Origin of the sequence: Pseudoalteromonas sp. TB41, from assembly GCF_000497975.1 — a bacterium.
Classification (GTDB): Bacteria; Pseudomonadota; Gammaproteobacteria; order Enterobacterales; family Alteromonadaceae; genus Pseudoalteromonas; species Pseudoalteromonas tetraodonis.
On sequence record NZ_AUTH01000074.1, the window covers coordinates 1 to 22821 of the forward strand.

At 41.3% G+C, this 22821-nt stretch carries 17 protein-coding genes and 2 rRNA genes; 11 read left to right on the forward strand and 8 right to left on the reverse strand.

The features are described from left to right. Together L641_RS0110120 and rrf are read left to right on the forward strand one after the other, a co-directional pair. Window positions 1–1309: ribosomal RNA gene (locus L641_RS0110120) — 23S ribosomal RNA — on the forward strand; the annotation flags it as partial. A 132-nt stretch (window positions 1310–1441) separates the two neighbouring features. Further along, a 5S ribosomal RNA gene (gene rrf, locus L641_RS0110125) occupies window positions 1442–1556 on the forward strand. A 424-nt stretch (window positions 1557–1980) separates the two neighbouring features. Here the strand turns inward: rrf and recG are convergent. Genes recG through asnC form a run of 3 tightly spaced genes read right to left on the reverse strand, consistent with a single transcriptional unit; the run spans window position 1981 to window position 5306 of the window. Then, window positions 1981–4062 (reverse strand): ATP-dependent DNA helicase RecG, encoded by a 2082-nt coding sequence (gene recG, locus L641_RS0110130; protein WP_024601821.1) that lies wholly within the window; start codon window positions 4060–4062, stop codon window positions 1981–1983. A gap of 57 nt (window positions 4063–4119) precedes the next feature. Beyond that, a complete protein-coding gene (gene trmH, locus L641_RS0110135; RefSeq protein ID WP_024601822.1) occupies window positions 4120–4806 on the reverse strand; it encodes a tRNA (guanosine(18)-2'-O)-methyltransferase TrmH in 687 nt (228 codons plus the stop codon). 41 nt (window positions 4807–4847) lie between these two features. Beyond that, the gene (asnC, locus tag L641_RS0110140; RefSeq protein WP_024601823.1) at window positions 4848–5306 is read right to left on the reverse strand and encodes a transcriptional regulator AsnC; all 459 of its coding nucleotides are present in this window, start codon (window positions 5304–5306) and stop codon (window positions 4848–4850) included. Window positions 5307–5491: 185 nt separating this feature from the next. Between asnC and asnA the strand changes: the two genes are divergently transcribed. Then, window positions 5492–6487, forward strand: coding sequence for an aspartate--ammonia ligase (gene asnA / locus L641_RS0110145; protein WP_013466066.1), 996 nt, complete (start codon window positions 5492–5494; stop codon window positions 6485–6487). A gap of 33 nt (window positions 6488–6520) precedes the next feature. Here asnA and L641_RS0110150 read toward each other — a convergent pair whose 3' ends face one another. From L641_RS0110150 to gmk, 5 genes are all read right to left on the reverse strand, one after another. Beyond that, window positions 6521–8125, reverse strand: a complete 1605-nt coding sequence (locus tag L641_RS0110150; RefSeq protein ID WP_013466065.1) for a FapA family protein — start codon at window positions 8123–8125, stop codon at window positions 6521–6523. A 147-nt stretch (window positions 8126–8272) separates the two neighbouring features. Next, a complete protein-coding gene (locus L641_RS0110155; protein ID WP_013466064.1) occupies window positions 8273–8665 on the reverse strand; it encodes a RidA family protein in 393 nt (130 codons plus the stop codon). 12 nt (window positions 8666–8677) lie between these two features. Further along, window positions 8678–10783 (reverse strand): bifunctional GTP diphosphokinase/guanosine-3',5'-bis pyrophosphate 3'-pyrophosphohydrolase, encoded by a 2106-nt coding sequence (gene spoT, locus L641_RS0110160; RefSeq protein WP_024601824.1) that lies wholly within the window; start codon window positions 10781–10783, stop codon window positions 8678–8680. A 127-nt stretch (window positions 10784–10910) separates the two neighbouring features. Beyond that, entirely contained in the window at window positions 10911–11186 is a 276-nt protein-coding gene (gene rpoZ, locus L641_RS0110165) for a DNA-directed RNA polymerase subunit omega (protein WP_008108220.1), read from the reverse strand. 125 nt (window positions 11187–11311) lie between these two features. Further along, entirely contained in the window at window positions 11312–11932 is a 621-nt protein-coding gene (gmk, locus tag L641_RS0110170) for a guanylate kinase (protein WP_013466062.1), read from the reverse strand. Window positions 11933–12314: 382 nt separating this feature from the next. On the opposite strand from gmk, the gene L641_RS0110175 reads away from it, so the two are divergent. The 8 genes from L641_RS0110175 to L641_RS0110215 all read left to right on the forward strand — a co-directional run bounded on the left by L641_RS0110175 (window position 12315) and on the right by L641_RS0110215 (window position 22756). Then, a complete protein-coding gene (locus L641_RS0110175) occupies window positions 12315–13019 on the forward strand; it encodes an AHH domain-containing protein (RefSeq protein ID WP_013466060.1) in 705 nt (234 codons plus the stop codon). Continuing rightward, on the forward strand, window positions 13019–13606 hold the full coding sequence (locus L641_RS22620) for a hypothetical protein (RefSeq protein ID WP_013466059.1): 588 nt from the start codon (window positions 13019–13021) through the stop codon (window positions 13604–13606). The genes L641_RS0110175 and L641_RS22620 overlap by 1 nt, the downstream gene beginning before the upstream one ends. A gap of 330 nt (window positions 13607–13936) precedes the next feature. Further along, complete coding sequence (locus L641_RS0110185; protein WP_013466058.1) at window positions 13937–14215, forward strand: restriction endonuclease; 279 nt, start codon at window positions 13937–13939, stop codon at window positions 14213–14215. A gap of 13 nt (window positions 14216–14228) precedes the next feature. Beyond that, window positions 14229–15908: a type I restriction-modification system subunit M gene (locus L641_RS0110190; RefSeq protein ID WP_013466057.1), complete on the forward strand. Its 1680-nt coding sequence runs from the start codon at window positions 14229–14231 to the stop codon at window positions 15906–15908. Next, window positions 15898–16965, forward strand: coding sequence for a PDDEXK nuclease domain-containing protein (locus L641_RS0110195; protein ID WP_013466056.1), 1068 nt, complete (start codon window positions 15898–15900; stop codon window positions 16963–16965). The genes L641_RS0110190 and L641_RS0110195 overlap by 11 nt, the downstream gene beginning before the upstream one ends. A gap of 63 nt (window positions 16966–17028) precedes the next feature. Next, window positions 17029–18342: a restriction endonuclease subunit S gene (locus L641_RS0110205; protein WP_013466055.1), complete on the forward strand. Its 1314-nt coding sequence runs from the start codon at window positions 17029–17031 to the stop codon at window positions 18340–18342. Further along, window positions 18343–19581 carry an SIR2 family protein gene (locus L641_RS0110210; protein WP_013466054.1) on the forward strand — a complete coding sequence of 413 codons (1239 nt, stop codon included), beginning with the start codon at window positions 18343–18345 and terminating at the stop codon, window positions 19579–19581. A gap of 1 nt (window position 19582) precedes the next feature. Then, window positions 19583–22756 carry a type I restriction endonuclease subunit R gene (locus L641_RS0110215; protein WP_013466053.1) on the forward strand — a complete coding sequence of 1058 codons (3174 nt, stop codon included), beginning with the start codon at window positions 19583–19585 and terminating at the stop codon, window positions 22754–22756. Window positions 22757–22821 lie beyond the last annotated feature (65 nt).

Genomic DNA, 22821 nt, shown 5'->3' on the forward strand with positions numbered 1-22821 from the left:
CGAATCGTACCCCAAACCGACACAGGTGGTCAGGTAGAGAATACTAAGGCGCTTGAGAGAACTCGGGTGAAGGAACTAGGCAAAATCGTACCGTAACTTCGGGAGAAGGTACGCTCCGATTGGTGATGGGACTTGCTCCCTAAGCTGATTGGAGCCGCAGTGACCAGGTGGCTGGGACTGTTTATTAAAAACACAGCACTGTGCAAAATCGCAAGATGACGTATACGGTGTGACACCTGCCCGGTGCCGGAAGGTTAATTGATGGGGTTATCTTCGGAGAAGCTCTTGATCGAAGCCCCGGTAAACGGCGGCCGTAACTATAACGGTCCTAAGGTAGCGAAATTCCTTGTCGGGTAAGTTCCGACCTGCACGAATGGTGTAACCATGGCCACGCTGTCTCCACCCGAGACTCAGTGAAATTGAAATCGCAGTGAAGATGCTGTGTACCCGCGGCTAGACGGAAAGACCCCGTGAACCTTTACTACAGCTTGGCACTGAACATTGAACCTACATGTGTAGGATAGGTGGGAGACTTAGAAGCAGAGACGCTAGTTTTTGTGGAGTCGTCCTTGAAATACCACCCTTGTAGTTTTGATGTTCTAACGTTGGCCCCTGAATCGGGGTTACGGACAGTGCCTGGTGGGTAGTTTGACTGGGGCGGTCTCCTCCCAAAGAGTAACGGAGGAGCACGAAGGTTGGCTAAGTACGGTCGGACATCGTACGGTTAGTGTAATGGTAGAAGCCAGCTTAACTGCGAGACAGACACGTCGAGCAGGTACGAAAGTAGGTCATAGTGATCCGGTGGTTCTGAATGGAAGGGCCATCGCTCAACGGATAAAAGGTACTCCGGGGATAACAGGCTGATACCGCCCAAGAGTTCATATCGACGGCGGTGTTTGGCACCTCGATGTCGGCTCATCACATCCTGGGGCTGAAGTCGGTCCCAAGGGTATGGCTGTTCGCCATTTAAAGTGGTACGCGAGCTGGGTTTAGAACGTCGTGAGACAGTTCGGTCCCTATCTGCCGTGGGCGTTTGAGAATTGAGAGGGGTTGCTCCTAGTACGAGAGGACCGGAGTGAACGAACCGCTGGTGTTCGGGTTGTCATGCCAATGGCATTGCCCGGTAGCTACGTTCGGAACTGATAAGCGCTGAAAGCATCTAAGCGCGAAGCAGGCCTCGAGATGAGTTCTCACTAGACTTTTAAAGTCTCTGAAGGGCCGTTGAAGACTACAACGTTGATAGGCAAGATGTGGAAGTGGTGTGAGCCATTAAGCTAACTTGTACTAATTACCCGTGAGGCTTAACCATACAACGCCAAACGCGTTTTATGTGATAGTTTAAGCAAGAAGTTAATAGACTAAAGTAGATACTTGAAGACTTTTATTATCAGAAATTCCAAATTTTAGTAAGCTCGATTAAATCGACCTTACACCAAATTTGCTTGGTGACAATAGCGTTTTGGACCCACCTGACCCCATGCCGAACTCAGTAGTGAAACGAAACAGCGCCGATGATAGTGTAGCATTTGCTATGTGAAAGTAGGACATTACCAGGCTCCAAATTGAGAAAGCCCGATTCGAAAGAGTCGGGCTTTTTTACGTCTGCAGGAAAGTGAAAACGCAGGTGAAAGGTAAAAGGCATCAGGTAAAAGGAAAATAATAAGCGCCTAATGCCGACTCTATACATTTGCTATATGGCTCTCTACCGCTGTGGGCACTACGACATCACCAGGCTCCAAATTGAGAAAGCCCGACTAGAAATAGTCGGGCTTTTTTACGTCTGCAGAAAAGTAAAAACGTAGGTGAAAGGTAAAAGGCATCAGGTAAAAGTAAAAGAATAAGCGCCTAAAGACTACTCTAACGCTTTGGACGACACCACGACATCTTGCAATAGAAGGCCTGAGAATAAAGGCATTATGAAAATATATCCGTTTGGAGTAAGTCTGGATGATGAGGTGAAAAGTAAAGTTTAAAAACCGACTATGCTTGTGCGTAGTTTGATTTATTACCTAACCAGCGGTGAATAAGTGGGTCTATATGCTGAGGATATTGCTTAAGCATTTGTTGTGCGATGGGTCTTACTTGATTGAGTGTTTGTTTATCGCGTGTTAAATCAGCGATTTTGAATTCGGCTAAACCTGTTTGTTTAGTTCCAAGTACTTCACCTGGGCCGCGTATTTCTAAATCACGTTCTGCGATAACAAATCCATCGTTACTATCGCGCAGTACTCCTAATCGCTTCTGTGCAGTATGAGAAAGTGGCGCATGGTATAAAAGAACGCAATGCGATGCGGTTGCCCCACGTCCTACACGGCCTCGTAATTGGTGAAGCTGTGCTAAACCTAAGCGCTCTGGGTTTTCAATAATAATTAGGCTCGCATTGGGGACATCAACACCGACCTCGATCACGGTTGTTGCGACAAGTACATGAATGTTCCCCGTTTTAAACTCACTCATAATGGCTTGCTTTTCAGTGGCTTTCATTCTCCCATGGACTAAACCAATATTAAGTTCAGGTAAGGCTTCTTTTAATTGTAAAGCACTGTCTTCCGCTGCTTGGCATTGTAATACTTCAGACTCGTCTATAAGAGTACATACCCAGTAAACTTGTCGACCTTGTTCATTACAGGCAAGTTTCACCCGACTAATGATGTCATCTCTGCGGGTATCAGGGATGGCAACAGTGGTAATTGGTGTTCTTCCTGGTGGTAATTCGTCGATCACTGAGGTTTCTAAATCTGCATAAGCAGTCATCGCAAGCGTACGTGGTATAGGTGTTGCTGTCATTACTAGTTGATGTGGATAACAATCACCAAAGCGCCCTTTTTCACGCAGTGATAAACGTTGATGAACCCCAAATCGATGTTGCTCATCAATAATGATAAGTACGAGATTGTTAAATTTTACTTCATCTTGAAATAAAGCATGGGTACCCACAATCATCTGCGCTTCACCAGAGGCGATCATTGCAAGGGTATTAACTCGCTCTTTTCCTTTTGTTTTACCGCCTAGCCAAGCAACCGATATTCCAAGGTTTTCAAACCAGCTGGAAAAGTTAATTCCGTGTTGCTCTGATAATATCTCTGTTGGCGCCATTAATGCGACCTGATAGCCTTGTGCTATCGCAGTTAAAGCGCTCAGGGCTGCGACTAATGTTTTACCAGAGCCTACATCCCCTTGGACAAGTCGCATCATAGGGTAAGCGTGTTGCATGTCTGTTTTAATTTCTGATACTACACGGCTTTGTGCATTGGTTGGCGCAAAGGGTAATTGTGCTAGAAATTGCGCTTCTAATGGATTAGTGGGCTCAAGGGCAATAGCTTTAACTTGTTGTCCTTGCTCTCTTACTTTTAAGAGGCTGAGATTTTGAGCCAACAACTCTTCAAAAACGAGCCGTTGTTGTGCTGGGTGAGTCCCTTGTTCAAGCGCAATTATATCAACATCATTAGGGGGGCGATGCAGTAGCAATAACGCATCACTTAACGGTAGTTGCGATGGTTGCCATTGTTGAGGTAGTAGCTCTTCTACTGCGTATTTTTGAAGCAATTCTATTGCCTGTTCACTCAACGCCCTGATAGAGAGTTGCTTTAACCCCTCGGTTGTTGAATAGACTGGCGTAAGTGTTGATGATGTTGGTTGCTGTTCAAAAGTGTCGCTAATACTGTATTCAGGATGACTCATTTCAAAGCCAACACGTCCGCGACGTATTTCGCCAAAACAGCGAATTATTTTACCCGCGCTAAATGCGTTTTTTTGTGCTGCGGTAAAATTAAAAAATCGTAGTGTTAACCTACCTGTCCCATCATTTATTTGGCAAACCAGCATACGCCTTTTACCAAAGGTAATTTGGCTTGTTTCAATGGTTGCTTGAACCGTTACATGGCTATGTGCGGTGAGCTCACTAATAGCATAAATACGCGTTCTGTCTTCATACCTTAGCGGTAAATGAAAAAGCATATCTTGTACTGTGGTGATGCCTAGCTTTAAAAGTCGTTCAGCCATTTTAGGGCCTACGCCTTTAAGTTCTGTGATTGGGTATTGGCTTAAGCTAGGTTTAGACAAAGTAGGCTCAATTATTGTTATTTAGTGAGTTAAGTGTACTTATACACTGTATATGCATCAAGTATGTTTTAATGCCTGCCAAAATTGTTCATCCGCAACGATTTCGCCATGCTCATCAAGTGCGGGATAAGGTAAGTTCTTTTGCTTACACTGCCTTGCAATAATTGGGTGGCAGCCTTCAAAATACATTGGATGTTTTATTTCTTCACTCAGCATATTTCTATTATATAACCCAGCTAACTCACGTTGACGTTGTGCTTCGAATAAGATTAATGCTGCTGCAACGGATACATTTAACGATTGCACCATGCCTTGCATTGGAATAATAATGTTTTGATCTGCATATTCGAGCGCTTTTTCTGAGATCCCCGTTTTTTCTTGGCCGACAATAATTGCAGTGGGTTTAGTGTAATCAATTTCTCTAAAATCGACGGCATCTTCACTTAAATGAGTTGCCAAAATTTGTACATCGGGGTTATGAGCACGGATACTGGCTGCGGCATCATCTATATTTCTGTGAAGGTGTGTGTCTAACCAGTTCTTACTGCCACCTGAGGTATTATTGGTTAGCCACTTTTGCTTTTCTGGCCAGACTGCATGCACATGATGGCAACCAACAGCATCGGCCGTTCTGACTATGGCAGATAAGTTATGGTGTTTATGTACGTCTTCTAAACACACGGTAAGATCGGTTTGACGACGTGAAAGTACACTTTCAATTCTTTGATAACGAGTTTGCTGCATGGGAGTCCTCTTTTTCGGCAAATTATACGAGATTTTTCACCTTAAGGCACCACTGTTCGGCTAATCGGGTTTTGTAATGAGATCAGGGTTTCGGTTGACTGAATAGCTTCTATTGCTTGTATTTTATTGATCAATACATCTTGTAGATGATCGATTGAGCGAGTCATTACTTTAATAAAAATACTGTAATTACCGGTGGTGTAATATGCTTCAACAACCTCTTCTAATGATTCAAGCTTAATCAGAGTTTGTGGGTAGTCTCTGGCATTATTTAAATTAATGCCGATAAAACAACATACATCGTAGCCAAGCTGTTTGGTACTAATGGTTAATTGGGTACCTGTAATGATCCCCGCTTGTTTCATTTTTTCAATCCGCACATGAATTGTTCCTGCACTGACACCGAAACGCTTTGCTAATTCAGCGTAGGGTGTACGTGCATTATCCATTAATGCATGCAGAATCTGTTTGTCTAGATTATCGATTTGATAATTTTCCATAGGTTTAGTTGCTTTGTATTGTTGTATTTAATGTTTTTATACCATTTTTTTAATGATTTTAATATCGTAAAGCTATTTTTGTTATGGGTTATTGAATTAAACCGTTTAATTGTTACGATAACCATATTGAAGCGCTACTAAGCGCTGAGTCGCCAATACAATAACTGGGAATGAGGCCAATTATTATGAGTTCACACTATGTGCAGCAGCAGCAGCAAATAAGTAAAGTTAAACAGTTTTTTTCACAGCAATTAGAGCAAAAGTTAGGCTTAATTGAAGTACAGGCACCTATTTTAGCTAAAGTAGGTGACGGTACTCAGGATAACTTAAGTGGACACGAGAACGCTGTTGCGGTGAATGTTAAAGCCATTACAGATAGCCGTTATGAAGTCGTGCATTCGTTAGCAAAGTGGAAACGTAAAACTTTGGGCGAGTATGGTTTCTCTAAAGGTGAAGGAATTTACACGCAAATGAAAGCGTTGCGACCTGATGAAGATTCATTAAGTCCAATCCATTCTGTGTATGTTGATCAGTGGGATTGGGAACAAGTTATTTGTGAAAGTACGCAGCGTTCTTTATCTACTTTGAAGCAAACGGTTGAAACTATTTACCAAGGTATTAAAGCTACTGAGAAATATGTTAGTGACAGCTTTGGTTTAACACCATTTTTACCCACAGAGATTACTTTTGTACATAGTGAAGCATTACGTAAAATGTACCCAGATTTTACAGCCAAGCAGCGTGAAAAGGCGATTACTCAAGAATATGGCGCTGTATTTTTAATTGGTATTGGGGGAGCATTGAGTGATGGCAAAATTCATGATGTGAGAGCGCCAGATTACGACGATTGGTCAACCCCGACATGCGAGCAGTACATGGGATTAAATGGTGATATTTTAGTATGGAACCCAGTGCTTGAAGACGCTTTCGAAATCTCATCGATGGGAATTCGTGTAAGCCCTGAAGTATTGCAAACTCAATTAAGTATTACGGGAGACGAAGACCGTTTAGAGTTTGACTGGCATAAGGCATTGCTAGAAAGTAAGCTTCCACAGACAATTGGCGGTGGTATTGGTCAATCTCGTTTAGCGATGCTGTTATTACAAAAACAACATATAGGGCAAGTGCAGGTAGGTGTGTGGCCAGCGCAAACCTATACAAGTGTAGACGGTTTACTATAAAAAATTGGGGCTGTTACTAACAGCCCCTTATTATTAAGTTTTAAATTCAATTTCTATTTTATTATTTTCTAACTTAACACTACTCGGTGGGAAGTTACGGGTCGTTTTAAGTAGTTTATTGAAGATATGGATCTCTACACCCGAATGTAAAACGCTATTCACAGTCAACATGGCTTCATCGAGTAACGTATTCAGTTTTTGCTCTAAACCTGCTACCTGCTTTTCTAATTGTTCTGCTTGCTGACTATGGTGTAGCTGCGTGGTGCCAATTTTATTTATGAGTTCATTTTTTTTATCTGCATCTTTAATTAAATCTGCTTTTTCTAAAGCCGCTTGTAAACTATCAACTTGTTCATTTGTTGCTGTTAGTTCACTAAAAGATTTATCAATCTCTTTGGTCATTTCAGTGGCTGAAGCCGCTAAATTAATTACCATTTTAGCGCCAGATTCATTACCTATCTCGCCGGCAATCAGTTTAGTGGCATCTAGAATTTCACCCCCAAAGAGCTTTCCTTTAGGTAACTCTGATTGACCAATTTGTATTGTACTCTTTGCTTTCATTGAGCTGTGGCTAGCTTGACGTTCAAGCAGAATGTTATTAGCTTCAATGTAACAATATTGAGAGTGTGAGGCATGGACATCGCCTGCGCATATTATTCTACAAGACAGTGATTTATCTTCAGGCTTTTGATGGCCAATTACCCCTTGTTTTACAGTTATATCGCCTCCTGCGGTTAATTCGCCAGATTCAACCGTACCAAAAACGGTAATGTCGCCCGTTGCATTAATACGCATTCCTGGCTCTACATTTTTACTCACTATCACACTGCCTTCAAAGTCGATATGCCCTGTTTTTACCGACACATCGTTGACAGTAAAAATATCGTCAACACGCATGCCATTATTTATTTCAACCGGCACGCCAGCAATCGTAGAGAGTAATTCCATCGGATTATTTTTTGAGATTTCAGTGCCCTCACCTGCAATTAGAGTATGAACCTCTCCGGGTTTTGCAGGTAATACATCGCCTAACACGGTAAACCCTTCTTGGCCTGGTGTAGCGGGTTGTTGCTGTACTAGTAACTCACCTGGTTTTACACTTGCTAACTTACCAAAGTCACGCATATCTACACTGCCATCTTCTTTTAATTTAGGGGCTTTGAGACGATCTTTAAGTGTTTGAACCATTGCGTTAAATTTAGTTGGTTTACCGTCTATAGGTAAGCGCCCTTTGGCGAGTGGACCACTGACTACGGAGCCAGGTGGGAGTTCAGATTGCTTTTGTAAAAGTTGCTCTAAAAATGCTTGTTTATAACCTCTTGCGACGTGCGCTTTAACTAATTCTTTTTTAGCTTCATCAAAACTCAGTGTTGCTCCCCCTTTAGCAAGAGTGAGCGTGCCCGTGGCTAGCATTTTATCATCACTTATCTCCACGCTTAAGGTGGCATCATGACGTGTTGCAACAACTAATATACGTTCAGGTGTTGCACTGCTGAAATAGTTATTTATGGCGTCATGATTGATTTCACACTCGCTGTAAGGCGATTGTTCAATTGCTTCAATGATAAAAGCAGCACTGGCGGGTGCAGATTTACTCGTATCGAGCAATACATTGCCATTATGAGCAAGCTTAAACACAAGTTATCCTTTTCTACTACTAAAGTAAGGTTTAATAAAATAACGTGATTACAGAGTGCTAGAATTTTAGTTTTGAGTCAAGAATTCATCAAAGTGTAGTTACAGATTGGAATAAAAGCTATGAGCGGCGCTCATAGCTTATAGAGGTTAGTTTGTTGAAGGAAGTTCCATAATGCCGTCTATTTCTACTTGTACACCTTTAGGTAGTGCACGAACGCCAATAGCAGCGCGAGCAGGATAAGGCTGTTTAAAATATTGGCTCATTACTTCGTTAACAATGGCAAAATTTGAAAGATCAGTAAGGTAAATATTTACTTTTACTAAATCTTGAATGGTGCCGCCAGCTTCTTCACAAACCGCACAAATATTTTTAAATACTTGGTGTGTTTGCTCGCTAAAGTCTTCAGATATAACGTCCATTGTTTCAGGGACAAGTGGAATTTGCCCAGATAAATAAACCGCTGTGCCCACTTTTACTGCTTGGCTGTATGTGCCAATCGCTGCAGGTGCTTTATCCGTTGATATAAATGCTTTATTCATGATGTTCCTATTTTATTTTTTACGATAGACTTTTTGTACATCCGGCATCACACGTATACGACGCATGATATTAGCGACATGGATACGGTTTTTAACTGTGATCCCTAAGTCTATCACGTATAAATTACTTTCTTTTTCATCGGTAGCTATTTCTACAATATTGGCCTGTGTCGTTGCGACCACATTGGTTAATTTAGCCAGCGCACCTTGGTGGTTAATAATTTCTACTCGTAAAGCCGCAATGTATTCTTTTTCTGGATTATCATCCCATTTTACGACTAGGTATTTTGAACGATCATTTTCCCAGCCACGAATGTTCTTACACTCTTGGCGATGAACCGTTAAACCTTTACCCTGGCTGACATGAGCTGTAATAGCGTCTCCAGGCACTGGACGACAACATTTAGAATAATTAACTAACATGCCTTCTGTACCAATAATGGTTGCTTTTGCACGTTTAGCAATATCGTTTAAGTCATCGTTATCGTTTTGTAATAAGCGTTTGGCAATCAGCATGCTCATTAAATTACCTGAGCCAATTTCTACCAGTAGCTCTAAGGTTGAAGAGAGTTCATGCTCCTCAAGCACTCGCGTAATACTTTCAGCTGGCAGGTTATCAAACTTGTTTTCACCTAGGGCTGAATCAAGTAAGCGACGACCTAATAATAATGCTTCTTCATGCTGTTGGCTTTTAAGGTAGTTACGTACGCCCAGTCGCGCTTTACCAGTAACAATAAAGTTAAGCCATGTTGCGTTAGGATGAGCGCCTGAGCTAGTAATAATTTCTATTGTTTGCCCAGTATCAATGGCTTTACTTAAAGGGTAAGGCTTACGATTAACGCGTGCGCCTACACAAGTATTACCAACATCAGTATGAACGGCATAAGCAAAATCGACCGCAGTCGCGCCCATTGGCAGTTCAACGATGCGACCATCTGGAGTAAACACGTAAATTTCTTCAGGGAAGAGTTCGGTTTTAACGTTTTCAACAAACTCAAATGATGATCCCGCACTTTGCTGTAACTCTAGTAAGCTTTGCATCCATTGGCGAGCACGCTGCTGCGCAGTGTGACCCGCATTGTCGCCAGACTTTTTATACATCCAGTGAGCCGCGACTCCTTTGTCTGCCATGTGATCCATATCGTGAGTACGGATTTGAATTTCAACAGGAATACCATGCGGGCCAACCAAAGAAGTATGAAGTGATTGATAGCCATTAGTTTTTGGCACGGCAATATAGTCTTTAAAGCGGGTTTCAATTGGCTTATATAAGTTATGAGCAACGCCGAGTACGCGATAACAGGTGTCCATAGAATCTACCGCAATACGAAAAGCGTAAATATCCATGACTTCGTTAAATAGTAACTCTTTGTTGAGCATTTTTTTATAAATACTGTATAGATGCTTTTCACGGCCTGATACGGTGGCCTTTATGCCAGACTCCTCAAGGCGTGCTTCAATTTCTGTTTGAATATTTGAAATAACTTCTTTGCGATTTCCGCGCGCTTTAGCCACTTCAGATTTAAGTGCACGATGACGCATTGGATACAGCGCTTGAAAACCTAAGTCTTCTAGCTCATTTTTTATATCGTGAATACCTAAACGATTAGCAATCGGCGCATAAATTTCTAGAGTTTCGCGAGCAATACGGCGGCGTTTATCAGGGCGAAGTGCGCCTAATGTTCGCATGTTATGCGTTCTATCAGCCAACTTGATTAAAATAACCCGAATATCTTGGGTCATTGCCATAATCATTTTTCGATAGTTTTCAGCTTGAAACTCTTTTTTATCTTTAAAGCTTAACTTATCAAGCTTGCTCACACCTTCAACGAGTTCAGCCACCGTTTCACCAAATATTTCAGCTAAATCTTGTTGGCTAAAATCGGTATCTTCAATCACATCGTGCATCAATGCTGCCATGAGCGTTTCATGGTCAAGGTGCATGCTAGCTAGTATCTGAGTTACTTCAACGGGGTGAGTAATGTAAGGCTCGCCACTTGAGCGAGTTTGACCTTCATGGGCCTCTCGGGCTACCACATAGGCTTTTTGAACTAGCTCAACATCGTCTGCTGGCAAGTATTTTGAGATTTTCTTTTTAAGACCTTCAAAAAGATACATTCACACTCCAATGTTCTCGTGAAGCAAATAAGTTAGGATAAGTTACGAATATACGATGAAAACAAAGGATTGCCAACGGCTATAGTTGAAATACTATGCCGTTAGCTAAATCAAACCGGGCGGTTGATTATTGGTTGCCACCAACAATGGCAGCAACAGCAGCTAGTTCTGCCGCTTCTTGGTGTTGTTGTTCTTCACGGTCAATAACATCCATTGAAGAATTATCAACTAAACCAAGTTCGATTTCACGTAAAGCAACAACTGTTGGCTTATCGTTCTCAGGATCTACTAGTGGATCTTTACCACCAACAGCAATTTGGCGGGCACGACGGGCCGCAACTAAAATTAAGTCAAAACGATTACCAATTGCATCTACTGCATCTTCAACTGTTACGCGAGCCATCTTAGCACTCCAAAATAATTTAAAAGCAAAGGCGTAGTTTACTGCACGCAGCAGGTTTCGCCAATAGCCAGTGGTTAATTTTTATCTGTTTTAGGGCATGAACACCTAATTTATCTTAATTTAGATTATTTGAGTAGCTCATTAATTAAAGTTTGATGACGTGTTGTTTGCGCTTTTAGCGTTAATCGCTGTGCAATAACAATACTTTCTATCTCACTTAAAGCAGTATCAAAATCATCATTCACAACAACAAAGTCATACTCATCGTAATGAGAGGTTTCTGATTGAGCTTGTGCCATACGCCCGGCAATAATTTCAGCTGAGTCTTGGCCACGGTTATTTAAACGTTGCTCTAACTCTTGCTTTGACGGCGGTAAAATAAAGATAGTTTTTACGTCATCCATTATTTCTCGAACTTGGCGAGCGCCTTGCCAATCAATATCTAAAAACACATCAATGCCAGCGGCGAGTTGCTCTTCAATAGCTTGCTTAGAAGTACCGTAATAATTGTCAAATACTTGTGCCCATTCAAAAAAGTCATCTTTGGCAATTAGTGCCTTAAACTCATCAACCGATACAAAATGATAATGTTCCGCATCGTTTTCACCAGGGCGCGGTGCGCGGGTGGTGTGTGATACCGATACTTTCATATCAGCATGTTTTTTCAGTAATGCATTTATTAAGCTCGATTTACCCGCCCCAGAAGGCGCAGATAAAATAAATAAGTTTCCGCGAGAGTGTGCCATTATTTTCTCTATCTAAAAATAAACAGGCTCGAACTATAAACAGCTCAAGCCTTCAATTATTATATTGTACTTTATTTAGCTAATTATGCTCAAGTGAGTGGTAAAGCCAAAAAAAGTTACTCAATATTCTGGATCTGAATATGGAACGATATTTTAAACCTCATTATTATCAGTGGTTTAATCTTGGTGGAGAGTGTTTTAACTGTGTTTGGTAACCGCTATGGTAACCACTTGGAGTCGGTTTCTGGTGCATAGAGATTATTTTACTAAAGAGGAAGTAAGTTTAAATCAGTACCGAAAAACATACATAAAAATTGATAAACTGTTTAGTTTTTGTATTATACACCCAATTGTAATCAAATAATCAAGGAAGAGTGTTTTTATGAAACAATTACAGCAGTACCCTCACCCTGAAAGGCCTCAAAACCCTTCACCCTTAGAAATGGCTATTTATAATTATGAGTTAAAAGCTAAAGATTTTCATAACAAGCGAATAGCTCAAAAAGGGCAGGCGAGTGAAGAGCTTAAAAATAAGATGGCTCGTGACTTTAATCATTTGCAAAAAGAGAAAGAGAGAATTACAGCTCATGCTCGCTTACAAACAGATTTAAAAGAATATCGTGAGCTGAGTGCAAACTCTACAGTTACACAATTAAAACAAGAAAAGCATCATCCAACGCAAAAGCTTGCTCGTCACTTGGCTGCAATAGGGGAACCCAAACCAACTAAGCTACACGAGGCTCACCATATTATTTGTGGCACAGGGAAATACCAATCAGCGAACATGTTACAAACAAGACTTAACCTTCATCTGCATGGAGTTGGCATTAACGATCCCATTAACGGTGTATGGCTAATAAACTTTGAAAAAAATAAAGACCAGAACTGGGATAGCCCAGCTTCGCCACCTCATCGAAAGCTACACAGATATAACTATGAGACATGGATTAATACTAACTTTGGTAATGCGGCTACGCCTAGAGCTTTATTTTTGAATAGGCTGAAAACGGTTAAAGTTAAAATAAAAACAGGTACTGTGCCTGCAGGTTTACTTGCACCAAAAGATGAAAACTGGAAGGCTTTATAGTGACTGTATATCAAATTAAAAACGAAGCTTACACATATGACGTGATCGACCTTGATATTGTTGAGCTCTCAGAAACAATTTCAAAAAATAACGACCTTGATACAGATACTGTACTAAGGATGTTTATGTCATCTTCACTTAATAATATCGAATTTAGCCATCTATGGCCCGAAGGACTACACTTTGACTATTTTGGTAAAGCTAAAAAGCAAAACTATGACATATCGCGCTTAGGTCATTTTTTAATAATGAAGATGCCAGTATATGAGTTATTGAAAGAGCGTTTAGCTAGTTTTGGAGAGTTTTTACCCGTTAAAGCTGAAGGCAATAACATGATGTTGTTTAATTTGCTTACCTTCGGACAAGAGCAAAAAGACATGTGTTTGACCAAGTACGAAGATGGCTTTGAAGACGGTTTAGAGTTACTTAACTTTGAGCAAGATGATATACAAAATAAGTTATTATTTAAGTCTAAGCTGGAAGGCGCTCAAAAAGTTTATTGTACTGATGAGTTTAAAAATATCATCCAAAGTAACAAACTTAAAGGCTTAGTGTTTGACGAAGACTTACTAGATCCGTTTGTTTGATTTTATACTTATAAAGTGTATTTATCACTCAAGTATACTTTTTAGGTATATACAAATATCTTGAAATTATACTTTTAAGCTCTACAATTTGACGTAACAACACCCCTCCCGCTACCCTTAAGCTCAGCGCCCTGCGAGGGGTTAATTGTTTATAAAGCATAGTAAAGCTGCTTACATAACCTTTGCCCCATATTCTTAATTTGTATATTATCTCAACTAATGAGAATAATGGATTAGCTGTTTAGTTATCTACTAATATGGTTTGGCAGGGAATAGTATGTCGTTACGCGATCACCAATCTTTCATTACTCCACTTTTAAAATGATATACTTGCAAGCCAAACGCTACACCAATAAAACAGTTGGCCGCCCAGATATACAAGCCTTTGCCGGTGCGCTTGATATGCACCGCGCTAAAAAAGGTGTATTCATCACCACCAGCGGTTTTAGTAAAGACGCTTTTGATTACATTGGTAGAATAGACAAACGCATAGTGCTTATAGATGGTGCGCAACTTACCGAGCTAATGCTTACCCATAACTTAGGCGTTAGTACCAAACGCGTATTTGAAGTAAAAGCGCTTGATAGCGATTATTTTATAGAAGATTAATTAGGCAAAACTAATGACCAATACTGAAGAACAACAATTTCTAACCGATCTTGAAAAAAAACTCTGGAATGCTGCCGACAAACTACGTTCAACTCTTGATGCTGCGCAGTATAAACACGCCGTACTGGGTTTAGTGTTTATTAAATACGTGTCTGATGCTTTTAAAATTCGCCAAGACGAATTAATCTCCGCGTTTAATAATCCTGATAGCGATTACTTTTTAGACCCAGAAGACTTTGGAGGGAAAGAATCAGCTGAGTACCAAGAAGAACTTGCAGTTGAGTTAGAACAGCGTGATTATTATCTTGAAACCAATACATTTTGGGTGCCAACTCAAGCGCGCTGGTCGTTTTTACAAGATAATAATAAAACGGTAATTGGTGGCGCTGAGCTGCCAATTGGTAACGATAAAACCATTAAAATCACTTCGGTCGGTCACTTAATTGATAACGCGCTTGATGCCATTGAAGTTGCCAACCCAAAACTTAAGGGCGTACTTAATAAGCAATACACACGCCTGCAAATAGACCAAGTTAAACTGGCAGAACTTATCGACTTAATCGCGACTATTCCTTTTGTGCATGCGTCATTAAATTCAAAAGATATTCTGGGTCATGTGTATGAATACATGCTTGGCCAATTTGCATTAGCAGAGGGTAAAAAAGGTGGTCAGTTCTACACGCCTAAATCAATTGTAAGCCTCATGGTACAAATGATGGAACCCTTTAAAGGCCGTGTATACGACCCAGCTATGGGCTCGGGTGGGTTCTTCGTACAAAGTGAGCACTTTATAAATGCGCACAAAGGTAAAATTGGCGATGTGTCTATTTACGGCCAAGAATACAACCACACCACATGGCAGTTAGCATCGATGAATATGGCGATTCGTGGTATCGATTTTAACTTTGGTAAAGAGCCAGCTAATACCTATACCAACGATCAACACCCTGATTTGCGTGCCGACTTTGTAATGGCTAACCCGCCATTTAACATGAAAGAGTGGGATGTTGGCGTGAGTGATGATGACCCTCGCTGGGCATATGGCACGCCGCCATCGGGTAATGCCAACTTTGCTTGGTTACAACACATGTTATATCACACAGCGCCCAATGGCAGTGTTGGCTTGTTACTGGCTAATGGCTCAATGTCGTCAAACACCAATAACGAAGGTGCAATCCGCAAAGCCCTCATTGAGCAAGACCTAGTAGAATGCATGGTAGCCTTGCCCGGCCAGCTATTTACGAATACCCAAATCCCTGCCTGTATTTGGTTTTTAACTAAAAACAAAAATGCGCGAGTGAGTGCCTCAGGCCGTCAATTAACCGACCGCCGTGGCAAAGTACTATTTATTGATGCGCGCAACTTAGGCTATATGAAAGACCGTGTATTGCGCGACTTTACTCAAACCGATTTAGACCAAGTAACCGCCACCTTTCACAATTGGCAGCAAGCAAGCGACTATCAAGACACCGCAGGCTTTTGTGCCAGTGTTGATTTTGCAGGCATTACCAAACACGATTTTGTATTAACCCCAGGGCGTTATGTGGGCGCAGAAGCCGCCGAAGACGATGGCGAACTCTTTGCTGATAAAATGGCGCGCTTAACTACTCAGCTTAAAAGCCAATTTGCAGAGTCAGAGCATTTAGAGGCGCAAATAAAACAAAACCTCGAAGGCTTAGGGTATGACATCTAAACAACCTAATATCACAACCGAGGTTACACCTGTGCTATTAGCCAATATTCGTCAAGTAATTGACCAAGCGCAAAGCCAAGTTAAACATGCGGTTAATAGCGCCATGGTGCAAGCTTACTGGCATATTGGCCAGTTAATTGTTGAACAAGAACAACAAGGGCAAAACCGTGCCGAGTACGGGAAATCCCAACTTAAACAGCTCTCAATGCAGTTAACCAAAGAATACGGTAAGGGTTTTTCTAGCCGTAATCTTGCTAATATGCGCAGCTTTTATCTGGCGTTTCCAATTTTGCAGACACTGTCTGCAAAATTGAGTTGGTCGCATTACACTCAACTAATTCGTATTGAAAACCAAGCGGCACGGCTTTGGTATATGCAAGAATCTGCCGAGCAAAATTGGAGCGTGCGCGCACTTGAACGCCAAATGGGCACCTTGTATTACGAGCGCTTATTAGCCAGTAAAAATAAACAGCCCGTTGAGCAAGAAGCCCAGCAAAATACTTTGCTACTGACCGATAAAGCGCAAGACTATTTACGCGACCCCTACATTCTCGACTTTTTAAATTTAGATAGCGGACAATACCTAGAAGCAGACCTAGAGCAAGGCATTATTAATAACTTACAAAAGTTTTTATTAGAGCTAGGTAAAGGCTTTGCCTTTGTGGCGCGCCAACAACGTATTTGCACTGACGATGGTGACTATTTTATAGATTTAGTATTTTACAATTTCCATCTTAAATGCTTTATGCTGATTGATTTAAAACTCAACAAACTCACCCATCAAGATGTGGGACAAATGGACATGTACGTGCGCATGTACGAAGAGCAACAACGCCGCCCTGACGATAATCCCACTATTGGTTTAATTCTCTGTAGCGAGCATAACCACACCGTGGCTAAATACTCCGTGCTGAACGAAAGCAAGCAGTTATTTGCGTCAAAATACCTGACTCAATTACCGAGCGAAGAAGAGCTAAAGCGCGAGCTTGAAAAAGAGCGTGCCCGCGTGCAACAGCAGCTGAGTAACCAGCAAAAGGAGCTTGATGATGAAGAGTAAGTATTTGATGGCAAAATTAATTGGTGTGCCAATGAAGCGTATAAAAAAAAGAGGCATTGGTTTATGAATTGGATAGAAACAACTGTTGGAGAATATTGCCCATTCGTTTATGGAAAAAGTTTACCTAAAACCCAGCGTACCGAAGGTGATATTCCTGTTTTTGGCTCAAATGGCTGCGTGGACTATCACAACAAAAGTTATGTGAATGGCCCTGGTATTATTATTGGTAGAAAAGGCAGTGTTGGTGCAGTCCATTTATCTGTAGAGCCTTTTTGGCCAATAGATACTTCTTTTTATGTAGAAAAGGAAAGTATTGATGAGCTTAAGTTTACTTATTACCTATTAAAGTCATTAGGTTTAAAGGGGATGAATTCTGATAGTGCAGTCCCTGGATTAAACCGCGAAAATGCACATGCATTACCAATCAGAATACCTGAAAAAATACAGGATAGAGAAAAGCTTGGTCAATGGATTTCTGTATATGACTCTAAAATCGAACTCAACCGCCAAACCAACCAAACCTTAGAGCAAATTGCACAGGCAATATTTAAAAGCTGGTTTGTCGATTTTGATCCCGTACGCGCAAAAATAGCTGCTAATACCGCCGGTGAAAATGCGCAGCGTGCTGCTATAGCTGTTATTAGCGGTAAGAACCAAGCAGCGCTTGACCAACTAGAACAACAATACCCAGCGCAATACCAGCAACTACAAGCTACCGCCGACTTATTCCCCGATAACCTCATCGACTCAGGACTAGGCGAAATACCAGATGGGTGGGAGGTTGTTGGTTTCAAGGATATAATTAGAAAATATATCGATAATCGGGGAAAGACGCCGCCAACGGCAGAAAGTGGCATCCCTTTACTTGAGGTCAAACATTTACCTGATGGGTCAATTAAGCCAAGTTTAAATACTTCAAAATACGTTGATATTGAAACATTTAATTCTTGGTTTAGAGCGCACCTTGAAGCTGAAGATATTTTGATCTCTACAGTAGGTACAATTGGTCGTATTTGTATGGTACCTAAAGGTGTCAAAGTTGCAATCGCGCAAAACTTACTTGGAATGCGGTTCCAACGCGAAAAAGTTTCTCCTTATTTTATGTATTACCAAATGGATAGTCTTAGGTTTAGACATGATATTGATGCACGATTAGTTGTAACTGTCCAAGCCAGCATAAAAAGAAAAGATTTAGAGACAATTGATTTACTAGCACCACCAGTCGCTTTACAAAATGAGTTTGAAAAACTAATTCTTCCCTTCATTGAAATACTGCAAAGTAATCAGTCAATAGAGTTAGCTAGCACAAGAGATGCTCTTCTCCCGAAACTGCTTTCAGGCGAACTTAGTATAGACACCAGCGAAACGGAATTTTAAATGGCGATTGAAAAAATAAAGCAAAGTGCTGACTTAATTGAAAAAGTCGAGCAGTATTTACAAAATGGTTTGAACTCAAATTCCTTGTTTAATGACGCATTAGATGAGGGGGATTTACTAAGCATTCGTAGCATAAAAGATACTGAACATACCCACCAATACAAAGCCAGTGAGGTGTTGTATTGGGTTGATCGCAACGCCTATTTAGATGAGTTTGATAATTGGAATGGCGAGCAATTGCGAGATAAACACCGAGAGGCGATTGAGTATGTTGATGCGACTCAACAAGACTCAGTTGTGTCAGACTTGATTGCCCTAATTAAAAAAAAGAAAGTGGCGCCTTTTGTTGGTGCTGGGGTTTCAGCTGCTGCAGGCTACCCAAGTTGGGATACGGTACTTAAAGAGCTGGGTAAAAAGCTGACTAATGTTGATAATTTACAAGTTGAAGAACTCTTAGCTAACGAGCGCTATTTAGAATTAGCACAGCTATTAGCAGATGCATCATCTTCGCAACTCAATAATCATATTCGTACCACGTTTAGAATTAAATCGACGATTGAACAAGATAAAACTCTTGTGCCAGACGTGATTAAATTACTGCCGCGCTTGTGTGCAGGCGCTATGGTTACCACTAATTTTGATACTTTAATTGAGAGTTGGTTTAAAGCGCATAAAACGGCCTCTGAATTTGATGGAATTTTATGTGGTTTACAAGAGAATCATAATTTTGTTACTAAACTACTCAAGGGTGAGCGTTGTTTATTAAAGCTCCATGGTGACGCTACACAGCCGGAATCTTATATTTTCACTCAAACACAATATGAGCAAGGTTATGGAAGTGGTGGTATTGATTATCGTAAGCAACTCCCTAAAGCACTGCGCCAAATATATATCAGTCATTCATTATTGTTTTTAGGTTGTTCATTACAGCAAGATAAAACCATGGAGCTGTTTGAACAGGTGCGCAACGATGGTGAGTTTGTCATTCCTGAGCATTTTGCTCTATTGGCATTACCTGTTAAACCTATTGAGCAGCCACCAACAGTAGCTGAAAATAGTGGACAGGTTGTTCCTGCCTTTGAAGCGGATGATGATAAGCGCCAAGAAATGGAAGATAGATTGTTTGAATTAGGTATTCGACCTATTTGGTATCCAGCAACAGATAACCATAAAATGTTAATTCAACTGATTGAGCTGATGGTCGATGTCGCCGATGGTCGCTTAATGCTAAGGGGATAAAATGATCACGGAAGACCAACTAGAACAACTTTGTCTTAACTGGTTTCAAGGCATCGGCTATCAATATATTTGTGGTTATGATATTGCCCCTAATGAACCTGCTGCTGAGCGCAGTGATTATCGCCAAGTGATATTGCATGGGCGTTTATTAGCACAGCTTAAAGTAATTAATCCGCATATTCCATTGGCGACCCTTGAAGAAGTCGCGTTGAACTTAGGGAAAGCCGAAACCCCGATACTGATTAAAAATAATAAAGGCTTTCATCAAGCGCTATTGCAAGGTGTAAAAGTAGAATACAAAGTTAATGACGAAAGTAAAACTGACAATACCAGAACAGGCTACGTTCAGCTGGTGGATTTTAACGATGTAAATAAAAACCAGTTTTTAGTGGTGAATCAGTTCACTTTAACGGGCACTAAAGGCAATCGCCGCCCAGATGTGATGGTGTTTATTAACGGCTTACCGTTGGCGCTATTGGAGCTGAAAAACCCCATTGATAATAACGCTGACATTTGGCAGGCGTTTCAACAAATTCAAACCTATAAAGATGAGCTACCTGATTTATTTATTTTTAACGAGGCGCTTGTTGTTAGTGATGGCTTAACTGCAAGAGTGGGCTCGCTAACGGCTAATAAAGAGCGCTTTGTACCGTGGCGCACTGTAAATAGTGAAGATGACAAGCCGCTATTTGAATATCAGTTAGAAACCTTAGTAAAAGGTTTTTTTCAGCCTGCGCTGTTTTTAGATTATTTGCGCCACTTTATTCTGTTTGAAGAGGATGATGGTAAAACCATTAAAAAAATCGCGGGCTATCATCAATTTCACGCCGTGCGCGCTGCAGTAAAGGCAACATTAATTGCTGAAGCGAAGGCGCAGCTTGCAGAGCCTCGCGCTAATTATGTTGATAAAGTGCAGGCAGGCTCCGGCAAAGCAGGGGTTGTGTGGCACACCCAAGGTTCGGGTAAATCGATTTCGATGTTGTGCTATGCGGGTAAGCTGATGGCACAACCGCAAATGAATAACCCAACCATAGTGGTGGTAACGGATCGCAATGATTTAGACGGCCAGCTTTATAATACCTTTTGTATGGCAGCGGATACGTTAAAACAAACGCCAGTGCAAGCAGGGGATAGGGACGAGCTGCGTGATATTTTAACTGCTCGCCAAGCGGGTGGCATTATATTTACCACTATTCAAAAGTTTGCCCTGTTAGCTGATGAGAAAAGCCATCCTAAATTGAGTGAACGCCACAATATTGTGGTGATTTCAGATGAAGCTCATCGCAGCCAATATGGCGATAAAGCCAAGTTAAACAGTAAAACAGGCGAATATACTTTTGGCTATTCTAAGCACTTACGCGATGCGCTGCCACAAGCGACGTTTATTGGCTTTACTGGTACACCTATTGACGCTGCCGATAAAGATACACGCGCCGTATTTGGTGATTATGTGTCGGTTTATGATATTCAAGATGCGGTAGATGATGGTGCTACGGTGCCTATTTATTATGAATCACGCCTTGCCAAGCTGGATATCAACCAAGCAGATATAGAAAGCTTAAATGATGACGTAGATGAAGTGATTGAGGACGAAGAGGATATTTCGAGCCGAGAAAACACTAAATCAAAATGGGCAGCGCTTGAAAAACTAGTAGGCAGTGAGCCCAGAGTTAATTTAGTTGCAAAAGATTTAGTGGCGCACTTTAGTGAGCGTACCAATACTATGCAGGGCAAAGGCATGATAGTGGCAATGAGCCGCGAAATTTGTGCTGATTTATACAATGCCATAATCGCTATTAAACCCGACTGGCACGATGATGACCCCGCCAAAGGCGCAATTAAAATTGTTATGACTGGCTCAGCGTCAGACAAAGCGAAGCTACAGCCACACATTTACAATAAAGAAACTAAAAAGCTGTTTGAAAAACGCTTTAAAGATGTAAATGACCCGCTGCAATTGGTAATAGTGCGCGATATGTGGTTAACGGGCTTTGATGCGCCAAATTGCCACACTATGTACATCGACAAACCCATGAAAGGCCATAATTTAATGCAGGCCATTGCCCGCGTTAATCGGGTATTTAAAGACAAGCCCGGTGGTTTAGTGGTCGATTACATTGGAATTGCCAATGAATTAAAAGCTGCGCTGCACACTTACACTAATTCAAACGGTCGTGGCCAGCCCACTCATGATGCTCACGAAGCGTTTGCGGTATTACTTGAAAAAATGGATATTGTGCGTGGCATGCTACATGGCTGTGATTACAGTGACTATGAAACTCACGCACTGCAATTATTGCCTAAAGTGATGAATCATATTTTAAGCTTACCTAACTCGGGCGATGGTAAGCTTGACGGTAAAAAACGCTTTTTAGATGTGATGGCAGCGCTTAGTAAGGCGTACACTTTATGCGGCACGCTAGATGAAGTGGCTCCCCTTAAAACTGAAATTGCTTTTTTTGCCGCAGTAAAAAGCGCATTGGGCAAATTTACCACCGTAGATAAACGCCGCACCGATGAGGATAAAAACACCGCCCTTAAACACATCATCGACAATGCGCTTATTGCTGAAGGTGTTGACGATATTTTTAAGCTGGTGGGCTTAGATAAACCTAATATTGGTTTGTTATCGCCTGAGTTTATGGAAGACGTGGCGAACATGAAAGAAAAAAACCTCGCCGTTGACTTACTCGAGAGACTATTACGTGACGAAATAAAAGCGCGAATGAAAACAGATGTAGTATCAGAGAAAAAATACTCTGACCGTATTCTAGAAACGCTGCGTAAATACCATAACCGCGCTATTGAAACAGCTCAGGTGATTGAAGAGTTAATCAAAATGGCCAAAGACATGGCCGCCGATGCTGAAATGGCTGAAAATTCAGGATTAAATACCGATGAAATAGCTTTTTATCGTGCGCTGATTCAAAACGAATCCGCAGTACGCGAACTTGGTGATGACTCGCTGCGCAGTTTAGCAAAAGAAGTGACCGAAAAGCTGCGTAAGTCGACCACGGTTGATTGGCAGGTACGCGATAGCGTGCGCGCAAAGCTGCGCAACTTAGTGCGCAGAGCATTACGTAAGTTTAAGTACCCGCCAGATAAGGCAGATGAGGCAATAGAGCTGTGTTTAAAGCAAGCTGAAGCGCTAAGTAATAGCTGGACACAAGACTAATGCATTTTAATTATGTAAATCAGCATGTAGTGTGATTAGGTCCGGACCTAAACCGTGAAGGTCCG

Coding starts and splice junctions, on each gene's coding strand:
- trmH (WP_024601822.1), bottom strand. CDS start 4,806: ATGCAGCAAACTCGTTATCAAAGAATTGAAAGTGTACTTTCACGTCGT.
- asnC (WP_024601823.1), bottom strand. CDS start 5,306: ATGGAAAATTATCAAATCGATAATCTAGACAAACAGATTCTGCATGCA.
- asnA (WP_013466066.1), top strand. CDS start 5,492: ATGAGTTCACACTATGTGCAGCAGCAGCAGCAAATAAGTAAAGTTAAA.
- L641_RS0110155 (WP_013466064.1), bottom strand. CDS start 8,665: ATGAATAAAGCATTTATATCAACGGATAAAGCACCTGCAGCGATTGGC.
- spoT (WP_024601824.1), bottom strand. CDS start 10,783: ATGTATCTTTTTGAAGGTCTTAAAAAGAAAATCTCAAAATACTTGCCA.
- rpoZ (WP_008108220.1), bottom strand. CDS start 11,186: ATGGCTCGCGTAACAGTTGAAGATGCAGTAGATGCAATTGGTAATCGT.
- gmk (WP_013466062.1), bottom strand. CDS start 11,932: ATGGCACACTCTCGCGGAAACTTATTTATTTTATCTGCGCCTTCTGGG.
- L641_RS0110175 (WP_013466060.1), top strand. CDS start 12,315: ATGAAACAATTACAGCAGTACCCTCACCCTGAAAGGCCTCAAAACCCT.
- L641_RS0110190 (WP_013466057.1), top strand. CDS start 14,229: ATGACCAATACTGAAGAACAACAATTTCTAACCGATCTTGAAAAAAAA.
- L641_RS0110195 (WP_013466056.1), top strand. CDS start 15,898: ATGACATCTAAACAACCTAATATCACAACCGAGGTTACACCTGTGCTA.
- L641_RS0110205 (WP_013466055.1), top strand. CDS start 17,029: ATGAATTGGATAGAAACAACTGTTGGAGAATATTGCCCATTCGTTTAT.
- L641_RS0110210 (WP_013466054.1), top strand. CDS start 18,343: ATGGCGATTGAAAAAATAAAGCAAAGTGCTGACTTAATTGAAAAAGTC.
- L641_RS0110215 (WP_013466053.1), top strand. CDS start 19,583: ATGATCACGGAAGACCAACTAGAACAACTTTGTCTTAACTGGTTTCAA.